Genomic DNA, 25,077 nt, shown 5'->3' on the forward strand with positions numbered 1-25,077 from the left:
GAACCTCAATGAGGCTCCTATTGTTATTAATATTTATATGGATCTTTTTGAATATCTTTAGAACGTTGTTCCTCTGCTTCAGAGCGGAAATGTTCATCGTCATGTTGTTGCGTATGATGAGATGTGTGCGCTTGTTCAGAGTGACTGTTTGCTGAACGTTGTTCACTGTGTCTTACAGGGTTATGGTTTTCAACATGTTGTGGCTCACTATGATTCACTGGTTGGTTATTGTTTTGCATTGATTGTGATGCATGTGATTGCGCATGCGTTGGTGCCGGTTTTCTAACAAGCAACATAATACCTGCGACTAACCATAAAATTCCTGAGAGTGAAAAGAAAAAGCTGAGCACACCTGCAATAATAAGTAAAATTCCTGCAAGTTTCGTCTTTTTATTAATGAATACACCACCGACAATCGCAAGAATTAATGCAAGAATGCCGAATATTACAGCAAAATTGATAAAAAAGTTATATATCATAACTACAAATTGCGCTTCATCTACTGTATATGTACCGTCTTCAAGTAATGCTGTTTCAATTTCATTACTGTTTAAGCCAATCACTAATGCCAAAAATCCACAAAATAAAATAGCGATAGTTTGTATTCCAACACCTATCCATGTTAAAACTTTTTCAGCTGTTCGTTTGATCATAATTGTTATCTCCTTATTGTTTTCTATAATGTTAAATGAAATTAATACCTAGTTCAATACAAATATTAAAAAATTATCTCAAAAATATTTATTATGTTATATATCTTCATCTACGTCCAACGTTTTTGTAGATTGTTGAGCTGCAAACACTAAAATGATGGCTACTAATGAAAATAAAGCACCAATGTTCATTACAAAACTTTGAACAATGAATGTGGTGATGGTAATCATCTTCCAATTTTTACTATCTATTTTTTGATATAACATTATAAAACCGAGTACTATCGCAGAAATATATATAAATAAGGTTATTGGAGAGAACATATAAGTAATGATTTGTGGTGTATCTACGATAAAAAACCATCTTGCCCAAAATGATGGCAGTAATAAACTGTCAAAACTTGATAAATGCGCACTAATAATGGGTTGTTGTATTAAAATCATATATGGCGCGAACATACGTAAAATAGGTGAAACAGCAACTAAGATAACACTCATGATTAACAATCGCTTAACCCATTGCTTTACGTCCAATTGATGATGATACTTAGCGGCAATGACACACCATAAAATGCCTCCTAAAGGGTTCGTTATAAAACTTAAAAACCCTAAACCACCCACAAATAGCGCATTCACTGTACCTGTTTTCAAGTACTTAAAAAAGACAAAACACCCTAAAATAAAAATAAGACAATTTAATATAAGACCTACGCTATAAAGGGACATGGAAGCATATACGTTCATTACACGTTCCCAAATATTCCATTTACTAATTTCGTCATAATAGAACATATTATAATCAAGATTGTTTAAATTAAAAAAATTAAAAAGGGCTATAGACAATTGTAAGATGAGCGCAAGACCCATCAGTAATTTTGTTAAATCTTTCTTTTTCAATATCAACACGCCTCTGTATCTATTAGTATTTTTAATTTTGTGAAATCTAATTAAACTACTTTCCCCTCCCTGTATTTTAAATGAGGGAAACTTTTTCATACTGCATATATCAATATCCAAGCTATAGACCTATAAGCTAAGATGCTCAATATACGATAAACTTTCAAAATCAATATAACCTAAATGGTGTTATAACGATAACACGATGATGTTGGATGCATTCATGTGTTTTACAGTTGCGATCATGTAAATGAATGCACGTACCGAATAATAAACCGTAACGATACTTACATAAAATAAAACAAATGTATGATTAATTGTACACCAAATTATCAACAACTACGTAATACAATGATACGTGCATCACTCAACATCTCGTTAACGCTATCAATAAACTTCGAATTGCTTTATTCGAGCCGTTTATTGTAACGCTAAGAAAAGTGTCACCATGACGTCACATAAAAAGCCATACAACATCATAGTGACACTATTTACACAAAAGACTTGTGATACTTTTATGCGTGTTTCATCGAACTGATGCTTTTACATCTGTGTCCCCTTAGTTATTTTAATATATTTTTAACTTTTAATTTTGACAAATATCCGACAAATTCATCTTTTTTACTCCGGATTTGAGATTTTTTCATATGCATTTGTTAATTCTTTCGTTTCTTGATTACGTCTCTCTATCACTAGTGATGTAAATAAAATGGCAGCGATATTAAATAATGCAGCTGAGTAGGACAATGTCATCGTTGCAACACATAAAAACTTAAGACTATCATGACATTTTTGAGTGTTTTGATGTACCATACCCGTACAGATAAAGGCATAAATCGCACCGATAAATGACATTAAAAGTACCAATAATATTAAAAACACGATAGATGCTCCCCCTGCTGAGTTCGCACTTGAAAATATCATAAATAGACTCGGCTCAAGTGCCCCTCCTTGTAAAGCATCATGTATACCTAAAATAAATACGATAGGTAATCCCAAGAACAGCCAAGCCAACAATATGATTCCAATGAAAATCGTACTTGTAACCGTTAAGGCGTTTAATACTTTTGTAGAAATAAGACGTGCACCTACGTAAATCCAACAAAATCCTGCTATAGGACTGTAATAAAGCACCAATACACCTAAAATCAAATATACAATTCCTACAAATGGCTTAGAGAGGCCGAATTTGAAATAAATAATCCCCAAAGCCACCATACAGATATAAAGCGTCAATATGATATATATCGATATATGGGGATCACTAAGCGCGTAGCCAAACAGGGTTAGGGGACCTATATCTGAATGTTTCGATATTGAAGGTAAAGTTGCAGCGATATATGTATACAACAATATACAAATGACATTGACTATACTGCCGAACAGCAATAATTTTCGCAATTTGCGTTCATCTGACACCATAAACATTGCCCCCCCTTAATAGTTCATTAATATAAGAATAACATTTTCCGTTATCGATACAACATAATTTTTTAATTTAATATAAAATGTTTTGAGTTGAACGAATCAATAACAAATCTTCCAGACCGATATCCATTGTTGGAAATTGTATTATTTTTTATTTAAAAAACTTTTATAAAAAAGCAAAACACAGCATACATTTTAGTTTAAATGCACTTTCTATTTATTTTCTTACAATAATAAACGCGGCAGCCAATAAGCATTCCCTCTATTATTTGCAAACGCTTACAACTCCGTGGTCTCAATTGTACATTCAGTAATTCTTATACAAACTAAAATCGCGCATAATTTAACATATTATATTTATATATTGTCTCACGTGGTTTTAAGATTACATCTAAAAACATTTTTGCGAATTATTGTTATTTTCAGATAATGGGTATAAAATACTCACATACATCAAAGTGTCGAATCAAAAGACATGAATTTTTCTTGTAAAAACAATGGGGAACAATCGCACACAAAGGGAGAACACTTCACTTCAAAGTGATGGGAGAGAACATTATGACAAATGAATTAAAAAGAGAATTGAGCAATCGTCATATTCAATTAATCGCAATCGGTGGCGCTATAGGAACAGGGTTATTTTTTGGATCTGGTAATACCATTTCCAAGGCTGGTCCGTCCATTCTATTTACGTATATGATTGTAGGATTTTTTCTATTTATGTTTATGCGTGCGATGGGAGAGATTTTACTCGCAAAATCAAAATTCAAATCATTCCCAGAAATCGCGCATGAATATTTAGGACCATTCGCAGGATTTATTGTCGGTTGGTCTTATTGGATGTCTTGGGTAATCACAGTAATGGCAGACGTCACAGCCATCTCGCAATACATTAAATATTTTAACCCTAATATACCCACATGGTTAACTTGTTTTGCGATCATACTTTTATTACTTACACTCAATTTAACAAGTACAAAGTTATTTGGTGAACTAGAGTTTTGGTTTGCGATTATTAAAGTGGTGACGATTATCGCATTAATCGTTGTCGGTGCCGTAATGGTATTCTTAGCATTTAAGTCGCCTTCAGGCAATACAGCAAGTGTAACAAACTTATGGAATCATGAGGGGATGTTTCCATTCGGTTTAGCCGGCTTTTTAACATCATTCCAAATGGCCGTATTTGCGTTTACAGGCATCGAATTTATAGGTATTACTGCTGGTGAAACGAAAAATCCTGAAAAAACATTACCACGCGCCATTAATAGCGTACCGTTACGTATTATTATTTTCTATGTTGGTGCACTAGCGGTCATTATGATGATCGTGCCTTGGAATCAAATTAATCCTGAAAACAGTCCATTTGTTGGTTTATTCGCATTAGCTGGTATTCCTTTTGCGGCAGGATTAATCAACTTCGTCGTTTTAACTGCGGCAGCATCATCAGCGAACAGTGGTATTTTCGCGAATAGTCGTGTGCTCTTTTCACTTGGGGATAAAAAACAAGCACCCGAAGCGATGCACCGTCTTTCAAGTCGTGGCGTCCCACGCAATGCATTGCTTGTTACATGTGGTTTAATTTCAATTACAGTTATTCTTAACTTAATTATCCCTAATGCGGAGACGGTATTTGTGTATATTACTTCCGTAGCGACTTCAATTACTGTTGTCGTTTGGGCACTCATTGTTGTTGCGTATATTAGTTATCACCGTAAAGACCATGCGTTGCATAAAGCAAGTACCTTCAAATTACCAGGAGGCGTGTTCACTGCGTATGCGGTCCTCGCATTTTTCGCCTTTATATTAGTACTTTTATTAATAGAACCTGATACACGCATCGGATTTATTTTATCTCCAATTTGGTACGGTGCCCTCACATTTATATATTGGCGTCACCGCGCAACTATTAAAAAACATGCAGACATCGCTAAACACGCTTAGACGTACAATACAACATTTCATATATCAAAAGCCTTCAAAAGTGGTTAAACACTTTCGAAGGCTTTTGATGTTTATCACATTTCCCCTTTTTATCCATCATTTATATTCCCATGGATTAACTCAAATTAAAGCTATATTTAAGTTTAATTTAATGGTTTTATCCTGCGTCTCAATATACAATGTAACTACAATGCGATCCCGACGTGATACCCGTAGATGGCAACCAAGATCTCTCACCATTATCACGTTGGATTGCATTTTTTTATTCTAAAAAGAAAGAGATGACAAATAATGGTTTTAACATTGCTAGCCGCTTTTTTCGTTATCCGTTTGTACAGTTTATACATATCTATCAATAATGCTAAAGCACTCATTGCTGAAGGCGCCAAAGAATATGGTCAAGCAAATTCTAAAGGTTTAGCTGCGACTCATATTCTTATTTATGTTGGAGCCGCTTTTGAAGCATGGATGCATCACACAACATTAGGTGCTATCAACGTGATCGGTCTTATCATACTTATTCTTAGTTACATTGTACTATTTCATGTTATTCGCACGTTAGGACGTATTTGGACATTAAAAATCTTTATTTTACCGCACCACCCTATTGTGAAATCAGGTCTTTATAAAATCACAAAACATCCAAACTATTTCTTAAATATTATTCCAGAACTACTTGGTGTATTATTACTAACAAGTGCGACTTATACATGGATTTTACTTTTACCTTACGCGCATTTTCTAGTTAAACGTATTATACAAGAAGAAAAATTAATGGAATCTTTCAATTAATACCGTATTTATCCCTAACTTTTTTAAGTTTATGCCATACAATTTAAAATTTCTTTATCTGTGCAATTCCATAATAAAAGTAAATGTAATATAATTAGAGCATATCGTTTAAATATAAGCTTATGCTAATGGTTATAACTAAATTTGAAAGGTGATAAATATGTCTAATCAGTCAGAACCTAGAAACATCATTGTAGTTGGTGCTGGTGTGCTTAGTACTACGTTTAGTTCAATGATTAAAGAACTTGAACCAAACTGGAACATTAAGTTATACGAACGCTTAGATCGTCCAGGTCTTGAAAGTTCTAATGAACGTCACAACGCTGGTACAGGTCATGCTGCACTATGTGAGTTGAACTATACGGTATTACAACCAGATGGTTCAATCGACATCGAGAAAGCGAAACACATTAACGAGGAGTTTGAAATCTCAAAACAATTCTGGGGCTTCCTAGTAAAAAATAAAAACATTTCAAACCCACGTGAATTTATCAATCCATTACCTCACATTAGTTTCGTACGTGGTGTAAACAATCGTAAGTTCTTAAAAGATCGTTACGAAGCAATGAAACAATCACCAATGTTCGATAACATTGAATATACTGAAGATATCGAAGTAATGCGTAAATGGATGCCATTAATGATGAAAGGCCGCGACGCGAGCGACATTATGGCTGCAAGTAAAATCGATGAAGGTACAGATGTTAACTTCGGTGAATTAACACGTAAAATGACTTCTAATATTGAGGCACATGACAATGCTGAAGTGAAATACAATCATGAAGTAATCGATTTCATGCAACGTGAAGACAAAAAATGGGAAGTTAAAATCCGTAACCGTAACAGCGGTAAAGTCTTCACTGAAATTGCACACCACGTCTTCATTGGCGCTGGCGGTGGTGCAATTCCATTACTTCAAAAAACAGGTATCCCTGAAAGTAAAAACTTAGGTGGATTCCCTATCACAGGTCAATTCTTAACATGTACAAACCCAGAAGTTGTTGAAGAACATGGGGTTAAAGTATATGGTAAAGAGCCACCAGGTACACCACCAATGACAGTACCTCACTTAGATACACGTTATATTAATGGTGAGAAAACGTTATTATTCGGTCCATTCGCAAGTGTTGGTCCTAAGTTCTTGAAAAACGGTTCTAACTTAGACTTATTCCGTTCTGTTAAGCCATACAACATTATGACTTTACTTGCATCAGCAGCGAAAAACTTACCTTTAATCAAATACTCATTCGACCAAATTTTAATGACAAAAGAAGGTTGTATGAATCACTTACGTACATTCTATCCAGAAGCACGTGATGAAGATTGGGAATTATATACTGCTGGTAAACGTGTTCAAGTGATTAAAGATACTGAAGAATACGGTAAAGGCTTCATTCAATTCGGTACAGAAGTGGTTAACTCTCAAGACCATACTGTTATCGCATTATTAGGTGAATCACCAGGAGCGTCTACATCTGTATCTGTTGCATTAGAAGTACTTGAAAAGAACTTCCCAGAATTAACTTCTGAATGGACGCCAAAAATTCAAAAAATGATTCCTTCATACGGTAAATCATTAATTGAAGATGAAGCGTTAATGCGTAAAACACGTAAACAAACTTCTAAAGATTTAGAATTACACTATTACGAATAAAAAGGAGTCGTTGCGACATGAAAGCACTTGTTACATTAACAGTCGTAGTTGGCGTCCTTGGCGGCGCATTTGCTGCTTTAAAACGTTACCAACAACACGTTAACAAAGCACCAAATATCGAATACTAAAGCCCAAAAAAGCACGTATCATGAACCTATGATACGTGCTTTTCATATTTATATAGATATCTTCTTAAAGCGCAGTGGTGTAATACGTATTGACCGTAATCAATAACAAAGTTAACCACTAACTTTTTGCCGCTTCTCATACATATAGTTCCCAATATTGAGCACAATACCGAGTAAAATAATCCCTCCTGAGATCATTGTAATGTGCGCATAAGGTAAACCATGTCCGAGCAATCCTGACCCGATCATTGCACCGATAAAATTCGCTAAATTAAATATAGAGCCCACCATGGTGCTGGCGAGTAGCGGGGCCTCACTTGCACCAAAAATGATTTTACTGTTAAGTAACGGCGTTGTTCCAAACGTCCCAAATCCAAACAAAAATACGATGATGAGCGCAAACAGCCCTATTGGTAAAGCGTACACGAGTAAAACAATGGTCACAAATAACAACAAATACGAGAAAAATAGCCCCATCGTTAATTTTTCCTCAGTCACATTTCCAGAGACGACGTTACCGATGACACCACCAAGGCCAAATAAAAATAGACACACTGTAATACCAGCTGTGTCAAATGGTGACAACGCTTTTAACATCGGTTCTACAAAGGTATACGTTGTAAACACACCAGAAAATCCAAATACAATCATCGCAATCGTAATTAAAATTTGTGGTTGTTTAAAGGCTCCGAGTTCTTTACGTAAGTTAGGTTCCGCACTCATCTCCACATCAGGTGTACATTTTAAAATACCTATCAATGTAATGATTGCAATGGCAACCATAATACCGAAAACAACACGCCAATTCGCTAAATCTCCTAAAAACGCCCCAAACGGTACACCAATCATAATCGCAATGGTTAATCCAGTTTGTACTAACGCGATGGCTTGCGTCCGTTTCGCTGGCGACACAATGTTCGTTGCGACACTCATACTCACCCCAAAGAACGGCGCATGCATTGCTGCTGATAATAACCGTGACAACAATAATACATAAAAATGGGGTGCCAACATGCCTAATACATTACTAAAAATAAAAATACCTACAAAAACAGGCAATAAGATGCGTGCACGATATTTAAACGTTAAAATACGCATCACAGGCCCTATAAATGCGACGCTCAAAGCATACACACTGACAAGCAACCCTGCTGTAGATATCTGGATATGCATATCACCTGCGATTTGCGACAATAATCCAATGACAACATATTCAGACATGCCTATCGCAAAGGTGCCTAACATAAAAAAGAAAATGGTTATTTTAGTTGATTGATGCCTCACAATACTCCTCCAAACGCATTTCATATTGTCATACGCATGGTATGTTACCGAAAATCTCGTAAAAATGAAAGAGACGTGCTTAACCCTAGACGACTTCATTTAACCTTAAACCGTGTCAAACCTTTGTTGTCACAACTTCGTAAAAATCCTTATGACCAAAGACTTTAGCACAGATTTTTAACATTTTTACACTAAAAATGAATACTAATATTTTTGATTTAATTTGAAGAACTGGTTAATAATATTTATTGATAGTTGATGTAAAAAGCTGTTGAAGGGCTATTTTAGGAGGTGCTAAAAATGAAACGCGAAGAAAGACAAAAATTTATCGAGATCATCGTACAACATAACTGTATAACATCGAAGCAAGATGTGATCGATATTATAGAAGCACGATTTGGCATTCATTTTAGCCTAACGACCATTGCGAACGATTTCTTACAGTTAAATATACATAAAGTCCCTTCTCAACATCACCCCTCACACTATCAACTGATATCCAATGACAAACCAAAATATCATCATATCTTAAAACGGTTGTATCAAGATGACATTCAACGTATCTCAGTTATTAACCAGTGTATTTTAATTCAATCCTCTCCAGGATTTGGTCAAACGATTAATTTTTATATCGATGCATTACAACTGAATGCCATCATCGGTACAGTAAGCGGTAATGATACGACAATGATTATGACACGCTCAAATGATGCAGCGCGACATGTCGTTACAGAACTCTTTCCAGACCATACGCTTTAGCATGATTATGCATCATATTGTATCAACGACAAATTACGACGAAACCTATACGTGAATATACACACAATATCCATCACATATCGCATAACACCGCGTGTGTCATGCAAGAAAATAAATTTTTTTGTATAGACCTATCTTTAAAACAAGAAATATTCCTCTCTTCATTTGTGAAATAAATCACGATGTAAGCGTTTTATAACCTTTATAGTGAAGACATCATCACATAAAGGAGGAAAATTAAAATGAAACGCACGATTAATGTTAATAGTGAAATCGGCCGTTTAAAAACCGTTTTACTTAAACGACCTGGTAAAGAATTAGAAAATCTTGTTCCTGATTATTTAGACGGCTTACTTTTTGATGACATTCCTTATTTAAAAGTCGCCCAACGCGAACATGACTACTTTGCAGAAGTTTTAAAAAACGAAGGTGTAGAAGTGTTATACCTTGAAAAATTAACTGCAGAAAGTTTAACAGAACCTCAAGTACGCGAACAATTTATCGATGAGATTTTAGCAGAATCACGTAAAACCGTTCTAGGCCACGAAGCAGAAATCAAAGCGCTGTTTTCAAAATTAGATAATCAAAGCTTAGTCGATAAAATAATGGCTGGCGTTCGAAAAGAAGAAATCAATTTAAAAACAACACATCTCGTTGAATATATGGATGACAAATATCCGTTTTATCTTGACCCAATGCCGAACCTTTATTTCACGCGTGATCCTCAAGCGTCCGTCGGTAACGGGGTTACAATTAATCGCATGTATTGGCGCGCACGTCGCCGTGAATCAATATTCATGCAATATATCTTGAACCATCACCCTGACTTTAAAGACAGTGACATTCCAGTTTGGGTGGACCGAGATAGTCCGTTCAATATTGAAGGTGGCGATGAACTCGTCTTATCTAAAGAAGTGCTTGCGATTGGAATTTCAGAACGCACATCAGCACAAGCAATCGAACGTTTGGCACGTAGCATCTTTAGCAATCCTGTATCAACATTTAAGAAAATCATTGCGATTGAAATCCCTACAAGTCGTACGTTTATGCATTTAGATACGGTATTTACAATGATAGATTACGATAAGTTCACTATGCATGCTGCCATACTGAAATCTGAAGGTCATATGAATATCTTTACGATTGAACCATGTGTCGGCGATGACAACATTAAAATCACCCATTCTAACCAGTTGAAACAAACTTTAGAAGACGCGTTAAACCTCGATAATATCGAATTCATTCCTACGGGTAATGGCGATACTATCGACGGACCACGTGAACAATGGAATGATGGATCAAACACACTATGTATCCGCCCGGGTGTGGTAGTGACATATGACAGAAACTATGTCTCTAACACGTTATTACGTGAAAAAGGCTTAAAAGTCATCGAAATCCCTGGAGGTGAACTTGTACGCGGTCGTGGAGGCCCACGTTGTATGAGTCAACCTTTATATCGTGAAGACATTTAAAAGACATTGAGGAGGAAAACGCATGATGGAATTACAAAAACCAGTTACTTTAAAAGGACGTTCATTTTTAAAAGAAAACGATTTTACGAAAACAGAATTTGAAGCATTAATTGATTTCGCAATTACATTAAAGTCTTACAAACAAGATGGTATCAAACATCGTTATTTAGACGGTAAAAATATTGCATTACTCTTTGAAAAAACGTCAACACGTACACGTGCCGCATTCACAGTGGCATCTATAGATCTCGGAGCACACCCTGAATTTTTAGGCAAAAATGACATTCAATTGGGTAAAAAAGAATCGGTAGAAGATACCGCAAAAGTACTCGGACGTATGTTTGATGGCATAGAATTCCGAGGTTTCTCTCAAGACGTTGTTGAGCAACTCGCTGAACATTCAGGTGTACCGGTGTGGAACGGTTTGACAGATATTTGGCATCCGACTCAAATGCTTGCGGACTATATGACCGTTAAAGAAAATTTCGGTCACTTAAAAGGCATTAACCTCACATACATTGGTGATGGCCGTAACAATATGGCACACTCACTTATGGTCGCAGGTGCCATGCTCGGCGTAAATGTGCGTATATGTACGCCTAAAGCCCTCTTCCCGAACGAAACGTATGTTGATATGGCTAAAGCACGTGGTGTGCGTGATGGTGGCTCTGTCGTCGTTACAGATGATATAGACGAAGCAGTTAAAGGTGCGCACGTGATTTACACAGACGTATGGGTCTCCATGGGTGAAGAAAGTGAATTCGAAACACGTATCAATTTATTAAAAGATTATCAAGTTAATTCGTCTTTAATGCAAAAAACAGGTCGCGATGACACCATTTTCTTGCACTGTCTACCAGCATTCCATGATACAAATACGATGTATGGTAAAGACATCGAAGAGCAATTTGGCATAAGCGAAATGGAAGTCACTGATGACGTATTTAGAAGTTCGCAATCCAAAGTGTTTGACCAAGCAGAGAACCGTATGCATACGATTAAATCTGTGATGGCTTCAACACTGGCATAACTAAAGTGATGGGCTAGACGTAGCAAACAATTATATATGTATGAATCACGCACTAGCCCTTCCTTTTCATGATAAGGAGATGAAACACGTGGAAAATGAACACCAACAAAAATTAAACAAGTCTTCTCTCATTGGCCTTGTTATAGGCTCTATGATTGGAGGCGGTGCTTTTAATATCATCTCTGATATGGGAAGTCAGGCAGGCGGTCTTGCCCTCATGATCGGTTGGGGGATTACCGCTATCGGCATGATTGCATTAGCATTTGTATTTCAAACGTTAACGAATGCACGCCCCGATTTAGATGGCGGCATCTACAGTTACGCACAAGCAGGGTTTGGAGATTTTATTGGTTTTTGTAGTGCTTGGGGTTACTGGTTTGCAGCATTTTTAGGCAACGTGGCTTATGCTACATTGCTCATGTCTGCGGTTGGCAATTTCTTCCCGATTTTCCAAAAAGGTAATACGTTACCGAGTATCATTGTCGCCTCTATTTTACTTTGGGGAGTCCATTTCTTAATTTTAAAAGGTGTAGAAACCGCTGCGTTTATCAATAGTATTGTTACCGTCGCGAAATTAATTCCAATCTTTTTGGTCATCGTTTGTATGATGGTGGTGTTTAATTTCGATACGTTTCTCGCAGGGTTTAGCGGTACCGCTTCAAATGAGATCGAATGGTCCTCTATTCTGTTACAAGTAAAAAGTATTATGCTCGTAACCGTGTGGATATTTACAGGTATTGAAGGTGCAGTTGTATTTTCTAGCCGTGCAAAACGTAAAAAAGATGTGGGTACAGCCACGGTTATTGGACTCACTTCCGTGCTTATCATTTACTTTTTAATGACGGTACTCGCACAAGGTGTCATTCAACAAAATCACATCTCAGAATTAGGTAACCCTTCAATGTCACACGTGTTAGCACACATTGTAGGTCCTTGGGGTGCCGTATTTGTCAACATCGGACTCATCATCTCCGTGCTCGGTGCGTGGCTTGGTTGGACTTTACTTGCAGGAGAATTGCCGTATGTCGTTGCGAAAAACAATCTTTTCCCGAAATGGTTTGCGAAAGAAAATCGTAACGGTGCACCAATCAATTCATTATTAATTACGAATATTTTAGTCCAATTTTTCTTAATCAGTATGTTATTTACGGAAAGTGCATATCAATTTGCGTTTTCACTCGCATCAAGTGCGATTTTAATCCCTTATATGTTTAGCGCATTTTACCTTGTAAAGTATAACTATTTACAACAAAGCACTTCAGTGACGAAATGGGCGATTGGCTGTATCGCATCAATCTATGCACTTTGGTTAATCTATGCTGCAGGCTTGGAATATTTATTACTCACTATGATTTTGTATATTCCAGGCGTCATCGTATTTATAAAAGTACAACACAATCTTAATAAAAAACCGAAAGCTATCGAATGGATTGTCATTGGTTTTATTTTAGTCTTCGCACTTATTGGTATTGTCAAACTGATGACCCACTCCATTACCGTGATATAAGTCAGGAGAGATATTTATGCCTAAAACAATCGTTATCGCATTAGGAGGTAACGCGATTCAAAATAAAGAAGCAACCGCAACAAGTCAACAAGCTGCAATTCGTGAAACGCTTGAAAAACTTGAACCCTTATTCCAATCGGACGCCTCCATTGTGTTTTCACATGGCAACGGACCTCAAATTGGCAATTTGTTGATTCAACAAGCAAAATCTAATAGTTCTGAAACACCAGCCATGCCACTAGATGTATGTGGCGCAATGACGCAAGGTATGATTGGATACTGGTTAGAAACTGAAACGACGCGTGTGCTTCGAAAAGTTGAAAGTAAAAAACAAGTCGCTACGGTCGTAACACGTGTTGAAGTCGATGCACATGACCCCCATCTACTTCATCCGACAAAACCGATAGGACCGTTTTACACAAAAGAAGAAGCAGAAAAATTACAACGGATTGATTCAAAGAGTGTCTATAAAGAAGATGCTGGCCGCGGGTTTCGAAAAGTCGTGCCGTCCCCGCTTCCTGTATCTATTTTAGAACATGAGATGATTAAAACATTACTCGACAACGATAATATCGTCATTGCGTGTGGCGGAGGTGGTATTCCAGTCGTTAAAAAAGAGGACAGTTATGAAGGTATTGAAGCCGTTATTGACAAAGACTTCGCAAGTGAAACGCTAGCAGAACTGATTGAAGCGGATACCTTGATGATTTTAACAGCCGTTCCAAATGTATATATCAACTATCAAACACCTAATGAAACAATGTTAACCTCCGTTGACGTCGCAACATTAAAAACATATATTGAAGATGGACAATTCGCAGAAGGTTCCATGTTACCTAAAATTGAAGCTGCGATTAAATTTATTGGAAATCATCCAAATAGAGAAGTTATTATAACAGATTTAGACAACGCCTACGCGGCAATTGAGAGGGGAACAGGCACGCATATCCATTTATAAATAAAGGACGTTATTTCAAATGAATACGCATTATAAAACGTTAGATACAAAAGACTTAAAAGTTGCGATCCAAACATTTGCGCATTATATTCATGTGTCACCCACACAATTACAAATTTTCGCAGAAGACTTTATTCTGCGTCATTATGATAAAAACCAAGTGATCTATTATGACACCACTGAAATGACGCACCTCAAATTTATCATGCATGGCATCGTATTGAGAGAAGCATTTGCCGATAATGGTGCGCATTACAAATGGCTGAATCGCGCGTATCATTGCTTTCCACTCAACAAACTGTTTCGTACACCCTCAGTCGATGAATCATGCATCGCATTAACAGATTGCGACATATTGAGTGTGCCACTATTTTTAATCGAAAAGTTATCAAAACACGATACAGAAGTGCTGTCTCGATTTTACGAGTTAATTATTTTAAGTAAAGATCAACACGTTCAGCATAATATGATTTTAAATTGTAAAAATGCGCGTGAAAAAGTCATTCATTTAATCCGTTTGCTATGCGAAAATGTAGGATCAAATCATGAATCCTATTATGAATTAACTCACGCCATTACGATACAATTGCTTGCCGATTTAATTGGTATGTCACGCGAACGCGTAAGTCATATTGTACATTCCTTAATGATAGAGAACTACATTTTTAAAGATAAACATACTTGGATGATTTGTAAAAAGCTATTTCAAACATAAATCATCATCCTCCATTACATTTTGACACTTATAAAACAAGAAGACATTATATTAAACATTCAAACTCTGATTGGTACCCTAGCCTCGCTTTTATAGGCGCGTTACCTTTAAATCTAGAGCGTTACAGAAACCTTATTGATTTCATGTAATGCTGTAGCAATGAATGCGTAATTCATAGTTTAAATGGCAGAAAGCTGACTAAGCGCGTGCGTTTAGTCAGCTCTGCTTTTTATTTTTGAACACGCTCAAAAATTTCTAGTTATCTTGCGCTCAAAATAAATTTTCGGTTTCGTCTAAGTGAGTTATTGTGCCTACGCCAAATACATGTGGCCATTAATACGCTACTTTTACGATAGTGTTATCAGGACATCCCACAATTTTAATAATCCAAACAATGCACATACGATACCTAATGATGTGGCCATTTGTTTGAGTATCAATTTCCCCGCTAACTTTCCACCAAGTTGACGCGCTATCATTGTCATTGTCACAGAACATGATGTCATAGTTGACGCTAGAAATACCACCATTAATAATTGTAACGGCGATAAACTTTGAATTAATGTACCATGACCTGTATTAAACAACAACATACCATCTTTACGTATGATAGAGAAAAAGATGCCTGTCGCAAATTCTGTTGGTAATTGTAAAAGTTGTAATATCGGGGCGAACACTTTCGCGAGCCAATCTAAAATTGTCGTCAATGATAATAAACTCACTGCAAAACATATACCTAGAAAAATCGGCAACGCTTGTGTCAAAAACATGCGTATACTTACGATGACTTGTTTCATAAATGCATACGTAAGTGGCGATCGCAATGACGCCTGACGATATGTTGGTGCAATGTTAAACGTTGGTTGGGCACGATACCATAAACGGTTATGGATGACGCCTCCTATAAATACGAGCAATAAATAAGGTACAAATAGCCAGCTTACATGCGCCGTATTAAAAATGGACAATGTTGCGCCAATTTGATAACTACAAGATGTTCCGAAGCCAATTAAACTTATACATCGTGCTTGAGTACATTGACTGCACTGATGACCTGCTTCAGCCACCGCCGCAGCGTTACATCCAAAACCTTCTAATACAGGCACGATATCCGTGCCATTCAATCCAATTCGTCGCATTGACGGCTCTATTGACCATATGACAAACTGTTTTAAACCTGAATGGTCTAAAAGTGCGGTAGAAATACTAATAAAAACCACCACAGGCAATGCCCATACAAAAGAATAGGTTCCGAGGGATAAAATACCGTAATCGCCAAATAAAATATGTTGTATCCATGGTATTTGAATCCAATGCGCCCCGCTTAATATATCAACAAGTGGCGAAAAGACCGTGTTTTCCAACCACCCGGATAAGTGATATGCAAGAAAGATTGGGATCGCAAACATAAGCACTATCACACCCCATCCATAACAGATGTGTTGCCATTTCGGTGCGTGTTTTTGCTTTTCCTTTACATAGTGTTGGAGTTTGTCGACAACATAACGGGTCTCTTCTGGTGTAGATAGCGCTGGTGTTTTTATGCCAATTTCAAGGCGTTCTGAGATGATTAACCGTCGTAATGTTGCCAGTTCATCACTTGTAAGCCGATGTGTCTGACTTAATCTCAACTGATGAGGACCATCAGGAATCGGCGTTACCTCACCTGTAACAATGTTAAACGTCACTTCTAACATGTGCAATCCACTTCACAACATGCGTAATCATCTAAATACATATTGTTAGCTTTAAAGGATTCAATCGTCGCATCATCCACTGGCAACGCTTCTCGCTTCATTACAATTTCGGCTAAAACAGCAAAACGTGCGCGAAACTTATAGATATAACATAATATCGCTTCTTCATGACGCACCGTTGCCCCAATTAAAAAGACGTTAGGATAGCGTGTAGATTCATCTAATTGAGACAATTTCACTTCACCTTCTTGAAGCGTAAACAATTGTTGCACAAGTGGATTTTGTGTCACATCAAAGCCTGTCGCTACAATCGGTATGTGAGGTGTTACGACAGTTTCACCATTCGCTAGTAAAATGTGATAACCATCGTCATCCTCTCGTGTATCGATGACTTCATGTCCCACGTGCATTTGAATATCATGCCCCGCTTCTACCACTTCTTTTAAGCGTTGATGCGTATACGGTGATAAACGGACGCTAGGATCAGCATCTTCTTCACCAAACCCAGTCGAAGTCGTGTACATTTCAACATGCGCACCATTTTTGGCAAGTTGAATTGCCGCATCAAAGCCACTTTCATTGCCACCAATGACGACATAATGTTCTCCTGTCAATGCTTTAAAATCCTCTATTTCACTATAATGACGGCCCACGGTAAACGGTTGATTTGGAAAGGCATAATCTCCCGTTGCCACAAAGATATAATCAGCAGTAAACAGACCTCTGGACGTCTCAATTTCATAAATACCGTCTACCAATTGTACACCTGTTACCGTTGTCTCTGTTTCAACGTGTACGCCATAATGGTCGGCTACAATTTCAAGATATTCTGCATACGTCTCACCTGACACATGCTCTTCATTAAAGGTAAAAGCTGGTGATGTATCTATAGAAATCGCATTCATATCTGGCATGCCAAAGCCATTTGATGTGAACGATGGTGTAATTGTTCGCGTTGATTTCGGCCACTGCGTAAACGAATGACCAATTGAATTTTTTTCAATGATACAGACATCTTCCATATTAAGCATCTTGAAAGTGACTGCCATCCCAATTCCCGCTGCACCTGCGCCAATAATTATAACACGGTGATGTTGGGTCATATATAAAACCTCACTTTATAAATCGTAATAATTACGATTTAATATTATAGACCTTCATGCACCGATTTGCAATGTTTATCAATTTGTAAAAAATGAAAATAAAACATGCGTTCATATACGGAAATCCGCCATGAACGCATTTATTTTATTCATCTTCAGTTGTAAACATTTCAATGATTGTTTTTATTGCTTTATCCCAATAGTCATAATTATGTTCACCCGCATTGGCAATCAAACGACTTGGTATATTGTGTTTAGAAATATAGTCAAAAAATTGTGTATTACTTTCATATAACGGGTCTTCTGTCCCACACATCATAACAATCTCCGGAACTGCTTTCCCCTTTTTAATCGCTTCATCTACAAGGTGATAAGGGTCATATTCCGTACCAATAGGCAGATAGTCCTCGCCGGCAATTGCGGCTGGTTTAAAATCAGGGTACACAAATTCATACACTTGTGATACATCGATGGCAGATGAAAGTGGTGCCGCTTTAGAAAACCGTTCGCCCGCTGTCAATGCATAACGCAACGTACCATACCCACCCATTGAATGTCCTGCAATAAAATGATCTTTTCTTTCTTGAGACAATGGCAATACTTGATGCACATAATCCCATACTTCTAACACATAATCATAATAACTATGACCATACTTCATGTTCGTATAAAAACTATGATCTGCACTCGGCATAATAATCGCTAATTGATGTTTATTCGCATAACGTTCAATACTTGTATAACGGACATAAGACGCATGATCGCTTGATATGCCGTGTAACAATAACAGCGATTTTAATAATTTAGGCTTACAACTCAGATTAAAATAACTGTCGTCTTCTGGCAAAATCACCGTAAATGATTGATGCATACCGAGCGTTTTAGATTTATAATTCATTTCGATTAACGCCACGAAACGTCACTCCTTTTAACTTGATGTCATTGTATTTTTCGTTCGACGATTCAGAGGATCTAACTTCTTCTCTAGCATACGCAAAAGTATATCGACTATCAACACTATAAGTACAATGGGTAATGCACCGGCTAAAATAAAGAGCGTGCCATCGGTCGCATTCGTACCTCGTATAATTAAATCACCTAGTGTAGGTGCACCGATAAAAGACCCTACTGCAACGACACCGATAGCCACTACGAGCGCAATACGTAAACCACCAATGATAACTGATAATGACAGCGGTAACTCAATCATGCGAAGAACTTGATTGCGCGTCATCCCCATACCTTTACCTGCATCTTTGATATTTGCATCCACCCCTTGTATACCTGTATACGTATTTTTAATTATTGGTAATAGTGCATATAAAAAGACGGCAAAAATCACGGTATTCATCCCCAAGCCGATACCTAACATTAAAATGGCTAACATCGCAATGACAGGAACCGTTTGAATCACATTCGCGAGTGTAATGACCGCAGTCGATAATTTCCCATAGCGCGCGATGATGATACCTAATGGGATACCTACAAGTGCTGCAAATAATACACCATAAATCGACATTAAAAGATGATTCATAAAAAGTTCCCATAAATAGCCAAAGTTCGTTTGATAATACGACCAAAGTTGTTGTAAAAGATGACCATTCATTATTTTTGGCCTCCTTTGTCATCATCAAAGTAATGATGTTTTTCTAAAAATTTTTGCGCCACAATGGCAGGTTCTTGACCTTGTCCATCTGCTTGATAATTCAAATGTTGCATTTCTTTAGTAGAAATTTTGCCTTCTAATTTTTTAATAATTGGTTTTAGTTCAGGGCGTTCTTTCAATAGTTGATCGGAAGCTAAAGGGCTTGCATCATATGGTGGGAAGAAACGTTTATCATCTTTTAACACCTTTAAATGATATGCCGCAATACGGCCATCTGTTGAGTACCCTACAGCCACATCTAAACTGCCATTTTGAAGCGCATCATAGACCAGTCCAATTTGCATTGGTCGGCTATCTCCAAATTTAAACCCATATTTACGTTGAAATGCAGGGTAGCCATCTACTTCACGATTTTGCCATGTTGTATCCATACCAAGCCTTAAATCTTTCGCATGTTTTTCAAGGTCAGACACCGTTTCTAAATGATATTTTTTAGCGGTTTCTTGTGTCACCATTAACGCAAACGTATTATCAAAGCCGTAAGAGTTAAAAAATGTTTGTTGGTATTTGTCTTTAAAACCCTTTTGCGTCGCGGCCATTGCCTTTTTCGAATCTATAATCGGCTTCATTTGGAGCGTCCCGGTTAAATCTGTACCGGTATAACGCGTCCCCGACATGTTCGCCTGACCATTCACGATGGCATTATGTTGAATCGTGCTTGAACCTAAGTTGTTAATAATTGTCGGTTTAATCTTACCTTTTGTATCATGTTCTATCAGTAGTCTCAACATATGAGACATAATTTGAGATTCTGACGTTGAAAGTGCTGTAATTTGAACTTCATCCGGTGCCGATGCATTTTTCAAACCTGGTAAACTGCATCCAGATAATACCATGAGGCACAGCACAACAACTGCTACATACTTGTGATAACGTGTCATCATATCCCCCTCCAATGTTTATCTAGACACCTTTAATCCTTTTGGTACAATCCACTTTTCAATACGTGACAAACAAAAATCGACTAGTAACGCGAGTGCGGTAATTAAGATTGTCGCCGTAATGATCATATTCGCATCATACAAGTTTAATCCGTTAAAAATATAATCACCCAGACCACCCGCGCCTATAAAACTTGCAAGTGTTGCCCAACTGATTACATAGACAGATGACAAGCGAATACCACTTAAAATCATCGGTAATGCTAGTGGAAGTTCTACACCTTTCATGAGTTGAAATCCCGTCATTCCCATACTTTTACCAGCTTCACGTACATTTTTATCAATGCTTTCCACCCCAATGATTGTATTATTTAAAATGGGTAATAACACATAGAAAAATAGCGCGACAATAGCTGGCACTTTTCCTACCCCAAATAACGGAATCATCAACGCTAACACGGCTAATGTCGGTATCGTTTGAAGGACACTGGCAATGGTTAATGAAACTTTTGCCAAACGTTTTGTACGTGTTAATAAAATACCGAGGGGCACTGAGAAAATGATGGCGAGTACGAGCGCAATCACAGAAATATACAAATGTTCCATCGTTTTATTGAATAAATCATTCGCATTATTCACGATAAAATCCATCATACGCGTTCAACTCCAGCCTTATCAGAAGGTACTGCGTCTTCTGTTTCTGTAGTTTCATCGTCAGATTCTCCCCATATGCTGTCGTAAACGATATCAACAAGATTTGCGCGCGTAATGAGACCTACAATATGATGACCTTCATCAACAACAGGCACATTACGTACATTTCTTTTTAAAATCGTGCGCACAGAATCTTGTAATTTACTTTCAAGCGACACGGTATACACATCACGTTGAATCACATCAATTAATTCTGCATGTGCACGTAATCCTTGATTAATATCTTCAATGTCTAAAAAGCCTAATAATTTATGTTGATGGGTAACGACAAATAATGTGTCGATACGTTTTCGACGCATCAATTCAACTGCATCATTTAAAGATTGATCCGCCGTTATCGTAATTGGCGTAATCATCGCATCTTCTACAGAACGCACATTAGGACGGTCTTGAATCAAGCGGTTTTGGCCAATGAAATCACGGACAAAATCATTTGCCGGATGTCTTAAAATATTGTCAGGTGTATCAAACTGAATCACTTTTCCATGAGACATGATGCAGATTTTATCAGCTAACTTAATCGCTTCGTCCATGTCATGTGTCACAAATATAAATGTTTTGCCTAATTGTTGTTGAAGCTTCTTCACTAAGTCTTGTAGCGTATCACGTGTAATCGGGTCTAACGCCCCAAACGGCTCATCCATTAAGATAATATCTTGTTCTGCGGCAAGTGCTCTTACCACACCAATACGTTGTTGTTGGCCACCAGACAATTCAGACGGATAACGATCCAAATACTCTTCCGGTAAATCTACAAGTTTAATGAGTTCACGTGCCTTCTCATCCTTTTTCTCTTGCGACCACTTTAACAACTTAGGTACAAGTACTATATTTTCTCTTACCGTCATATGTGGCATAAGCCCGATTTGTTGAATCACATATCCAATACTACGGCGCAATTCCACCGGATTCATTTGACGAACGTCTTTACCATTAATCATAATTTGACCTTCAGTCGCTTCAATCATACGGTTAATCATGCGGAGTGCCGTCGTTTTACCACTCCCACTTGTGCCAATAAAGGCGACAAACTCCCCTTGCTGAATGTCTATCGTCATATTGTCTACAGCCTTTTTACTCCCAGCATAGACTTTTGATAAGTTTTTAATACTTAACATATGTCCATTCCTTTCCCTTAATGAATTTAAAAATACAAAAAGGACCCCTTGTGAATGTCATACAAAGCGTACTAAGTAAAAACAAGGCACAACAAGTCCTCAATCGCTATTATTTACGTTCATTAAATGTGCACTATAAGTCATCTTAATACTTAGATGAAGGCAACCTGATGTCCATTTGATAACTGTTACGTACCCATCTTATGTAAACAGTTCACCTTTTTACTATACCAATCGGTCAGTTTCAATTCAAATGTTACACAAATATAAAACCAAATTATGCACATTTGCACAATTTGGCTTTATCAACACATATTTTTTAACCATTTAGATATTATCGTGATTAAATACTGTCTCACGTTGCGTATAGGCTTTTAAACGATTCAGTACCGCTTCTCGCATCGTTTCATCAATCGCACTAAATTCAAAAATTTCCGAGAGCCATAACCCATCAATTGCTAAACGCATAATGGTTGCATCTACAGGGTCAACACCTTCATTAATGATTGTAGATTGCCACTGCGCATAAGATGCCTTTAGCGGCGCAAGGTGATCTTTATTGGTGCCATGTGCAGCTAATAAGCCAGAAGTAATCGGCGCATGTTCAGCACGATGTGTCCGCGTTGCTTCAATGAGTGCATTTAAATAACGCCCTTGAGAAAGCGACATATCTAGTGCATTTTCAACATTATCTTGATACAAATGATTGGCATATTGCACAAGTGCTTCAATTAAGCCATCTTTGGATTTAAAGTGGTACAGCAAGCCACCTTTACTGACACCCGCACGTTTACCCACTGCATCAAGTGTTAATGCATCAACGCCTTTCTCATACACAATCAATGCTGCTGCTTCTAAAATTTGAACGCGTTTCGACTTTCTCGCCACATCTATCACCTGCCTTATCGTTTTATAATTGTGCCTACCGTCTACGATTACGGAAACAGCATTAGTTTAAGCAAAAATATCATAAATCGCAATGACTTCAGTCAATTTTGTGTGGATTTAATATCTATTTCTATTCTAGACGCCCTAACCTCTTAATGATATTCATCATCACCATAGTTTGTATCATCTAAATCTTGCATATTACGCCCATTTAAAAACATTACCGCGACTAACGAAACCATCGCAGTTACAATAATGTAGAGTGACACTGGTAAACTACTTCCATTGAACGTGGCCATCAAATATTCAGCAATCATAGGAGCCGTCCCTCCAGCAAGTGCTGCACCAATTTGATAGCCTAATGTGACACCCGTAAAGCGAACTTCTTTACTAAATGCTTCAGAAAACATTGTTCCAAGCGTTGCTGTGATAGGTGGCCAAATTAACGCTAATCCAATAAAAGTCGCCAATATAATCAGTAACTCATGATGCGTATTCACTAGAATAAAATATGGAAATGCATAAATTAGCATAATAGCCGTACCTATAAGATACATTTTTTTACGCCCAATTTTATCTGATAAAGCACCCATAAAAGGAATCATTACTGTAGTGACCACAGATACAACCATAATGGCGAGCATCATGAATTGAAATGACACATTTAACGTTGCCGTCGCATAACCAATGATAAAAGTAGTAAAAATATAAAAAGGTCCTGTTTCTACAAACTTTGCACAAATCGTCATGACTACTTCTTTAGGGTGTTGTTTAAACGTTTCAATAATTGGAATACGTTTAGATTGTGCATCACTTTGGGTTGCTTCTTCTTTTAACTGACGAAACGCTGGTGTATCATTTAAACTTTTACGAATCCATAAACCGAATACTACTAATAGCAAGCTAAAAATAAAAGGTATCCGCCATCCCCAAGCATGAAAGACATCTTCTGGTAAAACATGCGTCAGAGTAAAAAAGAAACTATACGCTAACACCAAACCAATCGTGACCCCCATTTGAGGCACACTGCCAAAAAATCCACGCTGGTGCCTTGGTGCATATTCAGTTGCTAATAATAAAGAGCCACCAAATTCTCCACCTAAACCTAGCCCTTGAATTAACCGGAATAAAAGTAATAGTAAAGGTGCAGCTAACCCTATTTGATCATAAGTAGGTAATAAACCTATCCCAGCCGTTGCAATACCCATTAATGATAATGTTAAAATCAATGTCAACTTTCGTCCTAATATATCCCCAATATGACCAAAAATGACACCACCTAGTGGCCGAATAAAGAATGATAATGCAAGGCCAAAATAAGCCAAAATTGTTGATAAAAATACGTCATTCGTAACGAAATATTGTGTATTAAATATAATCGTTGCTACAGCTGCATAAAGAAAAAAATCAAACCATTCAATTGACGCCCCAATCAAACTGGCGACAAGTACTTTTCGCCTTAATCTTTTATCCATCTTTAATGCTTCTCCCATATATGAAACCCCTTTCATATGTATTATACTTATGGTATTAAAACGTTATTGAAGCGTCAATATGAAGTTGAAGGTTTCTATATTGAGAAGAAATTCATAATGGAAAGATGTATATGGTGAGGCATAAGTTTACTCAGTTTGATTGCTTTTATAAGCGTTAATCATCTATATCGATTTTACAATTGGATAGAATTCAGCTGTATAGTGATTCCTGTCGGTATTGTGTCGTATATTTCATTAGAAATAAAATTAAGACATAAACGCTAATGCTTAATTGTTATCTATTTCAACTTTCT

At 37.2% G+C, this 25,077-nt stretch carries 23 protein-coding genes; 10 read left to right on the top strand and 13 right to left on the bottom strand.

Annotated features, from left to right (window positions below):
- Nucleotides 1–26 precede the first annotated feature (26 nt).
- From GJE18_RS11400 to GJE18_RS11410, 3 genes are all read right to left on the bottom strand, one after another.
- Complete coding sequence (locus tag GJE18_RS11400; RefSeq protein ID WP_107368537.1) at nucleotides 27–653, bottom strand: DUF4064 domain-containing protein; 627 nt, start codon at nucleotides 651–653, stop codon at nucleotides 27–29.
- A gap of 96 nt (nucleotides 654–749) precedes the next feature.
- Entirely contained in the window at nucleotides 750–1,550 is an 801-nt protein-coding gene (locus tag GJE18_RS11405; protein WP_085622612.1) for a hypothetical protein, read from the bottom strand.
- A 621-nt stretch (nucleotides 1,551–2,171) separates the two neighbouring features.
- Nucleotides 2,172–2,972, bottom strand: a complete 801-nt coding sequence (locus GJE18_RS11410) for a hypothetical protein (RefSeq protein ID WP_107378677.1) — start codon at nucleotides 2,970–2,972, stop codon at nucleotides 2,172–2,174.
- A 564-nt stretch (nucleotides 2,973–3,536) separates the two neighbouring features.
- Between GJE18_RS11410 and GJE18_RS11415 the strand changes: the two genes are divergently transcribed.
- From GJE18_RS11415 to GJE18_RS11430, 4 genes are all read left to right on the top strand, one after another.
- Nucleotides 3,537–4,919 (top strand): amino acid permease, encoded by a 1,383-nt coding sequence (locus GJE18_RS11415; protein ID WP_060552049.1) that lies wholly within the window; start codon nucleotides 3,537–3,539, stop codon nucleotides 4,917–4,919.
- Between the two features lie 291 nt (nucleotides 4,920–5,210).
- Complete coding sequence (locus tag GJE18_RS11420) at nucleotides 5,211–5,711, top strand: isoprenylcysteine carboxyl methyltransferase family protein (protein WP_085622616.1); 501 nt, start codon at nucleotides 5,211–5,213, stop codon at nucleotides 5,709–5,711.
- Between the two features lie 160 nt (nucleotides 5,712–5,871).
- Nucleotides 5,872–7,365 carry an L-lactate dehydrogenase (quinone) gene (lqo, locus tag GJE18_RS11425; protein ID WP_037565663.1) on the top strand — a complete coding sequence of 498 codons (1,494 nt, stop codon included), beginning with the start codon at nucleotides 5,872–5,874 and terminating at the stop codon, nucleotides 7,363–7,365.
- Nucleotides 7,366–7,382: 17 nt separating this feature from the next.
- Complete coding sequence (locus GJE18_RS11430; protein WP_081858189.1) at nucleotides 7,383–7,493, top strand: SE2200 family small protein; 111 nt, start codon at nucleotides 7,383–7,385, stop codon at nucleotides 7,491–7,493.
- Nucleotides 7,494–7,604: 111 nt separating this feature from the next.
- Here GJE18_RS11430 and GJE18_RS11435 read toward each other — a convergent pair whose 3' ends face one another.
- Nucleotides 7,605–8,738: an MFS transporter gene (locus GJE18_RS11435; RefSeq protein ID WP_240928903.1), complete on the bottom strand. Its 1,134-nt coding sequence runs from the start codon at nucleotides 8,736–8,738 to the stop codon at nucleotides 7,605–7,607.
- A 339-nt stretch (nucleotides 8,739–9,077) separates the two neighbouring features.
- Here GJE18_RS11435 and GJE18_RS11440 point away from each other — a divergent pair, with 339 nt between their 5' ends.
- The 6 genes from GJE18_RS11440 to GJE18_RS11465 all read left to right on the top strand — a co-directional run bounded on the left by GJE18_RS11440 (nucleotide 9,078) and on the right by GJE18_RS11465 (nucleotide 15,221).
- Entirely contained in the window at nucleotides 9,078–9,536 is a 459-nt protein-coding gene (locus tag GJE18_RS11440; RefSeq protein WP_060552052.1) for an arginine repressor, read from the top strand.
- 242 nt (nucleotides 9,537–9,778) lie between these two features.
- Nucleotides 9,779–11,011, top strand: coding sequence for an arginine deiminase (arcA, locus tag GJE18_RS11445; protein ID WP_107368535.1), 1,233 nt, complete (start codon nucleotides 9,779–9,781; stop codon nucleotides 11,009–11,011).
- A 22-nt stretch (nucleotides 11,012–11,033) separates the two neighbouring features.
- Nucleotides 11,034–12,041 carry an ornithine carbamoyltransferase gene (gene argF / locus GJE18_RS11450; protein ID WP_107368534.1) on the top strand — a complete coding sequence of 336 codons (1,008 nt, stop codon included), beginning with the start codon at nucleotides 11,034–11,036 and terminating at the stop codon, nucleotides 12,039–12,041.
- Nucleotides 12,042–12,192: 151 nt separating this feature from the next.
- Nucleotides 12,193–13,548, top strand: a complete 1,356-nt coding sequence (locus tag GJE18_RS11455) for a basic amino acid/polyamine antiporter (protein WP_240928904.1) — start codon at nucleotides 12,193–12,195, stop codon at nucleotides 13,546–13,548.
- Between the two features lie 16 nt (nucleotides 13,549–13,564).
- Nucleotides 13,565–14,506 (top strand): carbamate kinase, encoded by a 942-nt coding sequence (gene arcC, locus GJE18_RS11460; protein ID WP_107396889.1) that lies wholly within the window; start codon nucleotides 13,565–13,567, stop codon nucleotides 14,504–14,506.
- Nucleotides 14,507–14,525: 19 nt separating this feature from the next.
- Complete coding sequence (locus GJE18_RS11465; RefSeq protein ID WP_052257766.1) at nucleotides 14,526–15,221, top strand: Crp/Fnr family transcriptional regulator; 696 nt, start codon at nucleotides 14,526–14,528, stop codon at nucleotides 15,219–15,221.
- A gap of 347 nt (nucleotides 15,222–15,568) precedes the next feature.
- Here GJE18_RS11465 and GJE18_RS11470 read toward each other — a convergent pair whose 3' ends face one another.
- The 9 genes from GJE18_RS11470 to GJE18_RS11510 form a co-directional block, all read right to left on the bottom strand.
- Nucleotides 15,569–16,918 (bottom strand): nucleoside recognition domain-containing protein, encoded by a 1,350-nt coding sequence (locus tag GJE18_RS11470; protein ID WP_107368532.1) that lies wholly within the window; start codon nucleotides 16,916–16,918, stop codon nucleotides 15,569–15,571.
- The gene (locus tag GJE18_RS11475; protein WP_107368531.1) at nucleotides 16,912–18,021 is read right to left on the bottom strand and encodes an NAD(P)/FAD-dependent oxidoreductase; all 1,110 of its coding nucleotides are present in this window, start codon (nucleotides 18,019–18,021) and stop codon (nucleotides 16,912–16,914) included. The genes GJE18_RS11470 and GJE18_RS11475 overlap by 7 nt, the downstream gene beginning before the upstream one ends.
- 145 nt (nucleotides 18,022–18,166) lie before the next feature.
- Entirely contained in the window at nucleotides 18,167–18,934 is a 768-nt protein-coding gene (locus GJE18_RS11480; protein WP_107368530.1) for an alpha/beta hydrolase, read from the bottom strand.
- Nucleotides 18,935–18,949: 15 nt separating this feature from the next.
- On the bottom strand, nucleotides 18,950–19,627 hold the full coding sequence (locus GJE18_RS11485) for an ABC transporter permease (RefSeq protein WP_039643636.1): 678 nt from the start codon (nucleotides 19,625–19,627) through the stop codon (nucleotides 18,950–18,952).
- Nucleotides 19,627–20,568, bottom strand: a complete 942-nt coding sequence (locus GJE18_RS11490) for an osmoprotectant ABC transporter substrate-binding protein (RefSeq protein WP_037565652.1) — start codon at nucleotides 20,566–20,568, stop codon at nucleotides 19,627–19,629. The genes GJE18_RS11485 and GJE18_RS11490 overlap by 1 nt, the downstream gene beginning before the upstream one ends.
- 18 nt (nucleotides 20,569–20,586) lie before the next feature.
- On the bottom strand, nucleotides 20,587–21,222 hold the full coding sequence (locus GJE18_RS11495; RefSeq protein WP_107396890.1) for an ABC transporter permease: 636 nt from the start codon (nucleotides 21,220–21,222) through the stop codon (nucleotides 20,587–20,589).
- Nucleotides 21,219–22,400, bottom strand: a complete 1,182-nt coding sequence (locus tag GJE18_RS11500; protein WP_165886162.1) for a betaine/proline/choline family ABC transporter ATP-binding protein — start codon at nucleotides 22,398–22,400, stop codon at nucleotides 21,219–21,221. The genes GJE18_RS11495 and GJE18_RS11500 overlap by 4 nt, the downstream gene beginning before the upstream one ends.
- 327 nt (nucleotides 22,401–22,727) lie before the next feature.
- Nucleotides 22,728–23,288, bottom strand: a complete 561-nt coding sequence (locus GJE18_RS11505; protein WP_037565648.1) for a TetR/AcrR family transcriptional regulator — start codon at nucleotides 23,286–23,288, stop codon at nucleotides 22,728–22,730.
- Nucleotides 23,289–23,440: 152 nt separating this feature from the next.
- On the bottom strand, nucleotides 23,441–24,781 hold the full coding sequence (locus GJE18_RS11510) for an MFS transporter (RefSeq protein ID WP_240928880.1): 1,341 nt from the start codon (nucleotides 24,779–24,781) through the stop codon (nucleotides 23,441–23,443).
- Between the last annotated feature and the right edge of the window lie 296 nt (nucleotides 24,782–25,077).

The sequence above is a fragment of the Staphylococcus agnetis genome, from assembly GCF_011466855.1.
Taxonomy (GTDB): Bacteria; Bacillota; Bacilli; order Staphylococcales; family Staphylococcaceae; genus Staphylococcus; species Staphylococcus agnetis.

Coding starts and splice junctions, on each gene's coding strand:
- GJE18_RS11400 (WP_107368537.1), bottom strand. CDS start 653: ATGATCAAACGAACAGCTGAAAAAGTTTTAACATGGATAGGTGTTGGA.
- GJE18_RS11410 (WP_107378677.1), bottom strand. CDS start 2,972: ATGGTGTCAGATGAACGCAAATTGCGAAAATTATTGCTGTTCGGCAGT.
- GJE18_RS11415 (WP_060552049.1), top strand. CDS start 3,537: ATGACAAATGAATTAAAAAGAGAATTGAGCAATCGTCATATTCAATTA.
- GJE18_RS11420 (WP_085622616.1), top strand. CDS start 5,211: ATGGTTTTAACATTGCTAGCCGCTTTTTTCGTTATCCGTTTGTACAGT.
- lqo (WP_037565663.1), top strand. CDS start 5,872: ATGTCTAATCAGTCAGAACCTAGAAACATCATTGTAGTTGGTGCTGGT.
- GJE18_RS11430 (WP_081858189.1), top strand. CDS start 7,383: ATGAAAGCACTTGTTACATTAACAGTCGTAGTTGGCGTCCTTGGCGGC.
- GJE18_RS11435 (WP_240928903.1), bottom strand. CDS start 8,738: ATGTTAGGCACCTTTGCGATAGGCATGTCTGAATATGTTGTCATTGGA.
- GJE18_RS11440 (WP_060552052.1), top strand. CDS start 9,078: ATGAAACGCGAAGAAAGACAAAAATTTATCGAGATCATCGTACAACAT.
- arcA (WP_107368535.1), top strand. CDS start 9,779: ATGAAACGCACGATTAATGTTAATAGTGAAATCGGCCGTTTAAAAACC.
- argF (WP_107368534.1), top strand. CDS start 11,034: ATGATGGAATTACAAAAACCAGTTACTTTAAAAGGACGTTCATTTTTA.
- GJE18_RS11455 (WP_240928904.1), top strand. CDS start 12,193: ATGATTGGAGGCGGTGCTTTTAATATCATCTCTGATATGGGAAGTCAG.
- arcC (WP_107396889.1), top strand. CDS start 13,565: ATGCCTAAAACAATCGTTATCGCATTAGGAGGTAACGCGATTCAAAAT.
- GJE18_RS11465 (WP_052257766.1), top strand. CDS start 14,526: ATGAATACGCATTATAAAACGTTAGATACAAAAGACTTAAAAGTTGCG.
- GJE18_RS11470 (WP_107368532.1), bottom strand. CDS start 16,918: ATGTTAGAAGTGACGTTTAACATTGTTACAGGTGAGGTAACGCCGATT.
- GJE18_RS11475 (WP_107368531.1), bottom strand. CDS start 18,021: ATGACCCAACATCACCGTGTTATAATTATTGGCGCAGGTGCAGCGGGA.
- GJE18_RS11485 (WP_039643636.1), bottom strand. CDS start 19,627: ATGAATGGTCATCTTTTACAACAACTTTGGTCGTATTATCAAACGAAC.
- GJE18_RS11490 (WP_037565652.1), bottom strand. CDS start 20,568: ATGACACGTTATCACAAGTATGTAGCAGTTGTTGTGCTGTGCCTCATG.
- GJE18_RS11495 (WP_107396890.1), bottom strand. CDS start 21,222: ATGATGGATTTTATCGTGAATAATGCGAATGATTTATTCAATAAAACG.
- GJE18_RS11500 (WP_165886162.1), bottom strand. CDS start 22,400: ATGTTAAGTATTAAAAACTTATCAAAAGTCTATGCTGGGAGTAAAAAG.
- GJE18_RS11510 (WP_240928880.1), bottom strand. CDS start 24,781: ATGGGAGAAGCATTAAAGATGGATAAAAGATTAAGGCGAAAAGTACTT.